Raw genomic sequence first — 8,486 nt, forward strand, 5'->3', positions numbered from 1 at the left:
CGCGGTCCTCCACCGTCGTCCGGCCGGCATGTCACCGGTCCGTGGTCCAATGTGCTGCATGAGCGTCGAAGCCCGCAGCGAGCTGTCCCCCGCCGAGGTCGAGGCCGTGGCGGACGTCGTCTCCGCGGCGACGGAGGCGGACGGCGTCGGGCCGCTGTCGGAGCAGGCCCGGCTCGACCTGGCGCGACCCGGCGAGCACGTCCTGGCGACGGTCCACGGGGAGATCGTCGGGTATGCCGGGGGCCCGCCGCACGCCATCGAGCTGGTCGTCGCGCCCGCCGCCCGAGGACGCGGGATCGGCGGGGCGCTGCTGGACGCCGTCCTGCCCGCGGGGCGAGAGGTCGCGGTCTGGGCGCACGGGGACCTTCCGGCAGCGCGGGCCTTGCTGCGCTCGCGAGGCCTCGCCCCCGTCCGAGACCTGCGCAAGCTCGGGCGCCCGCTCGAGCCGCGCGACAGCGAGCGGTCCCCCGTGGTCGTGCCCGACGGGTTCGCCGTGCGCACGTTCCACCCCGGGGACGAGGAGGCCGTGCTCGCCGTCAACGCGGCGGCCTTCGCCCACCACCCCGAGCAGGGGTCGCTGGACCTGACCGGGCTGCGGGAGCGGATGACGAGCCGATGGTTCGAGCCGCAGGGCCTCATCCTGGTGGAGGACGTCTCGAGGCCCGAGCCGAGGCTGGCGGCCTTCCACTGGACCAAGGTCGACCCCGAGGACGCCGGCCCCGGCACCGGGGAGGTCTACGTCGTGGGGGTGGACCCGGCATACCAGGGTCGCGGGCTCGGCGCCCTGGTCACCCGGCTGGGTCTGGACCACCTGCGCGACCGCGGGCTCGAGCGGGTTGTGCTGTACGTCGAGGCGGACAACACCCCGGCCATGGCGACGTACACCCGTCAGGGTTTCACCACGGTGTCCACGGACGTGCAGTACTCGCGCCGCCCCTGCGGGGAGTGCAACGATGGCGCCATGCAGGCTGACGACGCGACCGCTTCGACCACCACCGCCGAGGCGCCGCAGGCGTCCCCATCCCCCGTCGTCGGCCCCGACGACGACCCCAACCGCACGGCTCCGGCGCGACCTCGGTCCTCCGACGGCCGGTTCGTGCGGGTCGCTGCGGATGCGCAGGAGCCCACCGACGAGCTTCCTGACGACCGCTTCCTGGACCGCGAGCTGTCCTGGCTGCAGTTCAACGAGCGCGTGCTGCAGCTGGCCGCCGACCCGGACGTGCCGCTGCTCGAGCGGGCCCGCTTCCTGGCGATCTTCGCCAGCAACCTGGACGAGTTCTTCATGGTGCGCGTCGCCGGCCTCAAGCGGCGCATCGCGACCGGGCTCGCGATCCGGTCGGCGTCCGGTCTCGAGCCCGACGAGCTGCAGGACGAGATCAGCCGGGTCGCCCACGAGCTCATGCTGCGGGCCCACGGCCTGCTGCGCGACCAGGTCGAGCCCGAGCTCGAGAGCAACGGCATCCGCATCGTGCGCTGGCACGAGCTGACCGACGACGAGCAGACCCACCTGTCCGCGGTCTACCGCAGCGAGATCTTCCCCGTCCTCACGCCCCTCGCCGTCGACCCGGCCCACCCCTTCCCCTACATCTCCGGTCTGTCGCTCAACCTCGCGGTGACCCTGACCAACCCCCGCACGCAGGCCGAGCACTTCGCCCGCATCAAGGTCCCCGACCTGCTGCCGCGCCTGCACCAGGTGTCCGCGTCGGGCGAGGTCGACGTCTACCACGTGCGGTTCGTGCCGCTCGAGGACATCATCGCGGCGCACCTCGACCTGCTCTTCCCCGGCATGCAGGTCCAGGAGCACTTCCTGTTCCGCGTCACCCGCAACGAGGACCTCGAGGTCGAGGAGGACGACGCCGAGAACCTCCTCAAGGCCCTCGAGAAGGAGCTCACCCGCCGCCGTTTCGGCCCCCCGGTGCGCCTCGAGGTCGAGGAGGGCATGGACGCGCACGTCCTGGAGCTGCTGGTCCGCGAGCTCGGCGTCGAGCAGCACGAGGTCTACCGCCTGCCCAACCCGCTGGACCTGCGCAGCCTCAACACGGTCGCCGACCTGCAGCGCACCTCGCTGCACTACCCCGCGTTCCGTGCCCGCACGCACCCGGACCTGGCCCCGCGCGAGCGCTCCGAGGCGGGCGACGTCTTCGGCGCCATCCGGCGCAAGGACATCCTGCTGCACCACCCCTACAACTCGTTCAGCACCTCGGTGCAGGCCTTCCTCGAGCAGGCGGCCGCCGACCCCAAGGTGCTCGCGATCAAGCAGACGCTCTATCGCACCTCGGGCGACTCCCCGATCATCGACGCCCTCATCGCCGCCGCCGAGGCCGGCAAGCAGGTCGTCGCCGTGGTCGAGATCAAGGCGCGCTTCGACGAGTCCAACAACATCGCCTGGGCCCGCCGCCTCGAGCACTACGGCGTCCACGTCGTCTACGGCATCGTCGGGCTCAAGACCCACGCCAAGCTGTCGCTGGTCGTGCGGCAGGAGCCGGACGGCCTGCGCCGCTACTGCCACGTGGGGACGGGCAACTACAACCCCAAGACCGCCCGCCTCTACGAGGACCTCGGCGTCCTCACCTGCGACCCGCAGGTCGGCGAGGACCTGACGCGCCTGTTCAACCAGCTCTCCGGCTGGGCGCCGCGCAGCAAGTTCAAGCGCCTGCTCGTGGCCCCTCGCTCGCTCCGCTCCGGGCTGATCGAGCTCATCGAGCACGAGGCCGAGCTCGCCCGCGCCGGCCGGCCCGCCCGCGTCGCCCTCAAGGCCAACTCCATCGTCGACGAGGCGATCATCGACGCGCTCTACCGCGCCTCGCGGGCTGGCGTGCAGGTCGACGTGCTGGTGCGCGGCATCTGCGCGCTTCGGCCCGGCGTGCCCGGCCTGTCGGACAACGTGCGGGTACGGTCGATCCTCGGACGGTTCCTGGAGCACTCGCGGATCTTCATCTTCGGCAACGACGGCGACCCCGCCGTCTACATCGGTAGCGCCGACATGATGCACCGCAACCTCGACCGCCGCGTGGAGTCGCTGATGCGCATCACCCGTCCCGAGCACGTCAAGCAGCTCGAGGAGCTCATGGCGCAGGGCATGGCCGACACGACCTCGAGCTGGCACCTGCAGGACGACCGCTGGGTGCGCCACCACCGCGGCGAGGACGGTCAGCCCCTGCTCGACCACCAGGCGGCGCTCATCGAGATGCACCTCAAGCAGCGGCGCAAGCGCACCCGGGTCTGACCTGGGCCGGCACCACACCAGCGAGCACGAGCGAGGAGCGCGATGACAGTCCAGGCACCGGGAGCGGGTGCGGGAGGGCGCGCGTCCGGGGCCGCGAGCGCCGACGCGCCGTTCATCGCCGCGGCCGGCGCCGTCCCCTGGCGGCGACGACGCGGCACCCTCGAGGTGGCGATGGTGCACCGACCTGCCTACGACGACTGGGCGTGGGCCAAGGGCAAGCTCGACGCGGGCGAGGACTGGCCCACGGCCGCCGTCCGCGAGGTCGAGGAGGAGACCGGCCTGCAGGTGCGGCTGGGCCGGCCCCTCCCCCTGTCGTCCTACTCCTTCGTCGACCGCAAGGGCGAGGTGGCCCGCAAGCAGGTGCGCTACTGGGCAGCGGAGGTCGTCGGCGGCTCCGGCGAGCTGCTCAACGAGATCGACGAGGTGGCCTGGCTGCCCGTCTCGGACGCGATGGCGCGGCTCGACTACGCCCGCGACCGCGAGCAGCTCCGCGCCATGGTGCGGTATGCCGCCCAGGGGGCCCTCACGACCTGGCCGCTGGTCCTGGTCCGCCACGCCAAGGCCCGTCCCCGCAACCAGTGGCGCCAGGACGACCGCCTCCGACCGCTCGACGCCAGGGGCGAACGCCGCGCCGAGGCGATCGTGCCCATGCTCGGAGCCTTCGGCGTGAGCCGTCTGGTGACCTCGTCCTCGACACGATGCGTGGACACGCTGGCGCCATACGCCGCCTCGGCCGGGCTGGAGCTCAAGACCAAGGAGGGGCTCACCGAGGAGGCCTTCGTCGAGGACCCGGACCGAGCGGTCAAGCACCTGCGCAAGGCGCTGCAGCGCGGCGTGCCCGCCGCCCTGTGCTCCCACGGCCCGGTCCTGCCGCTGCTGCTGGAGGAGCTCTCGGTGCTCGGCTCGGTGGAGCAGCCGGAGGGCGAGGCGGTCGTGAGCACCCTGCTCGAGGCGGCGGACCTCGGCATGAGCAAGGGTGAGCTCCTCGTCTGCCACGTGAGCGGCACGGGCGAGGCCGCCCGGATCGTCGCCGTCGAGCGTCACCTGCCCTGACCCTCTCGCGATCGCATGATCTCGGTCATAGCGAGTGTCGAGCGCGAGAGGGCTGCTTAGCTCATTCGGGCGCATCCACGGCAAGGGTGCGACGAGATCCGCGCGGTGGACGTCCGGCGTTCACGCGTCGTTCAACTGGGCCAGACCACCTGGTCACCCTGCGTCCCTACCTTGGCATCGATGGCGCACCTGCGCCCGATCAACATCTCCTGCTGTGGAAGGTACTTCTAACGTGAAGACTCAGCGTCTTGCCGGTCTGTCGACGATCGCCCTGGCTGGTGCTCTCGCGCTGACCGCGTGCGGTTCCGACAACAACACCTCCTCCGGCTCCTCGAGCGGCGCCTCCTCCTCTGGTGCGTCCTCGTCGTCCGCCGCCTCCGGTGGCGACGCCGACTGCGGCAAGGGCACCCTGAACGCCGAGGGTTCCTCCGCGCAGAAGGCCGCCTTCGAGGAGGCCGCCAACAGCTACCAGGAGAAGTGCTCCGGCACGACCGTCAACTACAACGCGACGGGCTCCGGCGCCGGCATCAAGCAGTTCATCGCCAAGCAGGCCGACTTCGCCGGCTCCGACTCCTCGCTCAAGACCAAGGAGAAGGACGGCAAGATCGAGCAGGCCGAGGCCGACAAGGCCTGCGCCTCCCCCGCCTGGAACCTCCCCATGGTCACCGGCCCCATCGCGGTCGGCTACAACCTCAAGGGTGTCGAGGGCCTCGTCCTCAACGCCGACGTGATGGCCGACATCTTCAACGGCAAGATCACCAAGTGGAACGACCCGGCGATCGCCAAGCTCAACTCCGGCGCCTCGCTCCCGGACAAGGACATCAAGGTCTTCTTCCGCTCGGACGAGTCGGGCACCACGGAGAACTTCACGAAGTACCTCCAGGCCGCCGCCCCTGCCAAGTGGACCGCCGAGCCCGGCAAGAAGTGGACCGGCAAGGGTGAGGGCAAGGAGAAGTCCGCCGGTGTCGCAGGCGCCGTCGCCTCCACCGAGGGTGGCATCACCTACGCCGAGTGGTCCTACGCCAAGGACAACAAGCTGGGCATCGCCAAGGTCGACACCGGCGCGGGCCCCGTCGAGCTGACGGGCGAGTCCGCCGGCAAGGCCGTGGCCGCCGCCAAGGTCGCCGGCGAGGGCAACAACCTCGCGCTCAAGCTCGACTACGCCACCAAGGAGGCCGGGGCCTACCCGATCGTCCTCGTGACCTACGAGATCGTCTGCTCCAAGAACGCCGACGCCGAGAAGGGCAAGAACGTCAAGGCCTTCCTCAAGCACATGTCGTCCGCGGACGTGCAGAAGTCCTTCGAGCAGATCGGCTTCGCCCCGCTGCCCACCGAGGTGCAGGGCAAGGTCTCGACCGCCATCGACGCCCTCAAGTGATCTGACGGAGCCGGGTGACCCAGGGTCCTCCCTGGGTCACCCGGCTCTCCGCCTGTCCGGGACGTCGTCCCGGCCGGGCTCCCCCTCGTAGCACCTCGGACAGTTAGGTAGCACTCGTGTCCTCCGTGACCGGCGTCTCCGCCGTCGACTCCTTGCCAGACGATGACGGTCGTCCGCCTCTGCTCGGCGACCAGGCCTCGACCGGCCGCCTCGGTGACCGGCTCTTCGGTGGCGCCGCCACCGGTGCGGGCGTCCTCGTCATCGCCCTGGTCACCCTCGTCGGCGTCTTCCTGCTCTGGCAGGCCATCCCCGCCCTCGCCAACAACGAGGCCAACTTCCTCACCTCGCGCGAGTGGAACGTCTCGGGCGACAACCCCCGCTTCGGCATCGCGGACCTGCTCTGGACGACGGTCCTCAGCTCGATCCTGGCCATGGGCATCGCCGTCCCCCTCGGCGTCTGCGTGGCGCTGTTCATCACGCAGTACGCCCCGGCCTGGCTGCGCAAGCCGGCCGCGCAGCTGATCGACCTGCTGGCTGCCGTGCCCTCGATCGTCTACGGCCTGTGGGGCGTCGCCCAGTTCACGCCCTTCATCGACCCGCTCCAGCAGAAGCTGCAGCAGTGGCTCGGCTGGTTCCCCCTGTTCCGGGAGACCAGCATCACGGCCACGATCTTCGTCATCAGCCTCGTGCTCGCCATCATGATCCTGCCGATCGTCACCTCGCTGTCGCGCGAGGTGTTCGCCCAGACGCCGGCCCCTCACAAGGAGGGCGCCCTCGCCCTGGGCGCCACCAAGTGGGAGATGATCAAGACGGCCGTGCTGCCCTACGGCCGGCCCGGCGTCATCTCCGCGGCGATGCTGGCCCTCGGCCGTGCGCTCGGTGAGACCGTCGCGGTGATGATGATCCTGAGCACGCTCGCGGTGGGCACGCCGTTCAACCCCTCGATCTTCAACGGTGGCGAGACCTTCGCGTCCCGCATCGCCAACAACGCCTCGGAGTTCGACTCCCCGCAGAAGGCCGGCGCCTTCATCGCGGCCGGTCTGGTCCTGTTCATCCTTACGTTCGTCGTGAACGCGATCGCGCGCGTCGTGATCGAGCGTCGGAAGGCCTTCACCGAATGAGCACCGCCGTCACCGCCCACGAGTCGACCCACCTCGACAAGGCCTCCGGGGGCCGCAAGGCCAAGGACCAGCTGGCCCGGATCATCATGTGGCTGGCCTTCCTGGTCGCCCTGGCCCCGCTCGCGTGGATCCTATACGAGGTCCTGTCCAACGGCCTCGACAACCTGCTCACCAGCACCTGGTGGACCAACTCCCAGCGCGGCATCTCCGTACGCCGCGAGGGCGGCGGCGCCTACCACGCCATCATGGGCACCCTGCTGCAGGGCCTGGTCACCGCGGCGATCTCGGTGCCGATCGGCATCTTCACCGCGATCTACCTCGTGGAATACGGCCGCGGCAAGCTGGCCCGCGCCGTCAGCTTCATGGTCGACATCCTCACCGGGGTGCCGTCCATCGTCGCGGCCCTGTTCGTCTATGCCCTGTGGGTGACGGTGATGGGCTTCAACCGGGTCGGCTTCGCGGTGTCGCTGTCCCTGGTGCTGCTCATGATCCCGACGATCGTGCGCTCCACCGAGGAGATGCTCAAGCTGGTCCCCAACGAGCTGCGGGAGGCGTCATACGCCCTCGGCGTGCCGAAGTGGAAGACGATCGCCTCGGTCGTGCTGCCGACCGCCCTGTCCGGCATCGTGACCGGCGTCCTGCTCGGCCTGGCTCGCGTCATGGGCGAGACGGCCCCGCTGCTGATCCTCGGTCCCTACACCAAGAACATCCACTGGGACCTCTTCGGCGGCAACATGGCCACCCTGCCCACGATGATCAACGAGGAGCGTCAGTTCCTCACCCTCGACGCCGCCCATGACCGTGTCTGGGCCGCGGCGCTCACCCTGATCCTGCTCGTCCTCCTGCTCAACCTGCTGGGCCGCGTCATCGCGCGCTTCGGCGCGGTCAAGAGCTGACCCACCCAGAAAGCGAACTGACATGGCCAAGCGCATCGACGTCGAGAACCTCAACATCTTCTACGGCAAGTTCCAGGCGGTGCAGGGCGTCTCGATGACCATCGAGCCGCGATCGGTGACCGCCTTCATCGGCTCGTCCGGCTGCGGCAAGTCCACCGTGCTGCGCACCCTCAACCGCATGCATGAGGTGATCCCCGGCGGCCGGGTCGAGGGCCAGGTGCTGCTGGACGGCCAGGACCTCTACGCCTCCGGCGTGGACCCCGTCGGCGTCCGCCGCACCGTGGGCATGGTCTTCCAGCGGCCCAACCCGTTCCCCACCATGACCATCCGCGACAACGTCGCCGCCGGGCTGCGCCTCAACGGCGTCAAGAACAAGAAGAAGCTCGACGAGGTCGTGGAGCGCTCCCTGCGCGGCGCGAACCTGTGGAACGAGGTCAAGGACCGTCTGGACAAGCCGGGCGCCGGCCTGTCCGGTGGTCAGCAGCAGCGCCTGTGCATCGCCCGCGCCATCGCCGTGGAGCCCCAGGTCCTCCTGATGGACGAGCCCTGCTCGGCCCTGGACCCCATCTCGACCCTGGCGATCGAGGACCTGATCACCGAGCTGAAGCCGAAGTACACGATCGTGATCGTCACGCACAACATGCAGCAGGCGGCCCGCGTCTCGGACCGGACGGCCTTCTTCAACCTGGAGGCCCAGGGCAAGCCCGGCCGCCTCATCGAGATCGACGACACGACGCGCATCTTCAACAACCCGAAGGAGAGGGCGACGGAGGACTACATCTCCGGCCGCTTCGGGTGAGTGACGGGCCTCC

General features: G+C 70.0%; 6 protein-coding genes. All 6 read left to right on the top strand.

Annotated elements, in window-relative coordinates; translation table 11 throughout:
• The first annotated feature begins 58 nt into the window (after window positions 1-58).
• The 6 genes from B2P18_RS06360 (at window position 59) to pstB (ending at window position 8,473) form a co-directional block, all read left to right on the top strand.
• Complete coding sequence (locus tag B2P18_RS06360; RefSeq protein ID WP_414630885.1) at window positions 59-3,226, top strand: RNA degradosome polyphosphate kinase; 3,168 nt, start codon at window positions 59-61, stop codon at window positions 3,224-3,226.
• Window positions 3,227-3,268: 42 nt separating this feature from the next.
• Window positions 3,269-4,279 (top strand): NUDIX hydrolase, encoded by a 1,011-nt coding sequence (locus B2P18_RS06365; protein WP_019286947.1) that lies wholly within the window; start codon window positions 3,269-3,271, stop codon window positions 4,277-4,279.
• A 232-nt stretch (window positions 4,280-4,511) separates the two neighbouring features.
• The gene (pstS, locus tag B2P18_RS06370; protein ID WP_019286946.1) at window positions 4,512-5,657 is read left to right on the top strand and encodes a phosphate ABC transporter substrate-binding protein PstS; all 1,146 of its coding nucleotides are present in this window, start codon (window positions 4,512-4,514) and stop codon (window positions 5,655-5,657) included.
• 116 nt (window positions 5,658-5,773) lie between these two features.
• On the top strand, window positions 5,774-6,778 hold the full coding sequence (pstC, locus tag B2P18_RS06375) for a phosphate ABC transporter permease subunit PstC (protein WP_019286945.1): 1,005 nt from the start codon (window positions 5,774-5,776) through the stop codon (window positions 6,776-6,778).
• Window positions 6,775-7,674: a phosphate ABC transporter permease PstA gene (gene pstA / locus B2P18_RS06380; RefSeq protein WP_286957068.1), complete on the top strand. Its 900-nt coding sequence runs from the start codon at window positions 6,775-6,777 to the stop codon at window positions 7,672-7,674. The genes pstC and pstA overlap by 4 nt, the downstream gene beginning before the upstream one ends.
• A 22-nt stretch (window positions 7,675-7,696) precedes the next feature.
• Window positions 7,697-8,473, top strand: coding sequence for a phosphate ABC transporter ATP-binding protein PstB (gene pstB / locus B2P18_RS06385; RefSeq protein ID WP_029211051.1), 777 nt, complete (start codon window positions 7,697-7,699; stop codon window positions 8,471-8,473).
• Window positions 8,474-8,486: the final 13 nt, after the last annotated feature.

This window comes from Arsenicicoccus sp. UBA2120 (assembly GCF_002330965.1).
In the GTDB taxonomy this organism is placed as follows: domain Bacteria; phylum Actinomycetota; class Actinomycetes; order Actinomycetales; family Dermatophilaceae; genus Arsenicicoccus; species Arsenicicoccus bolidensis.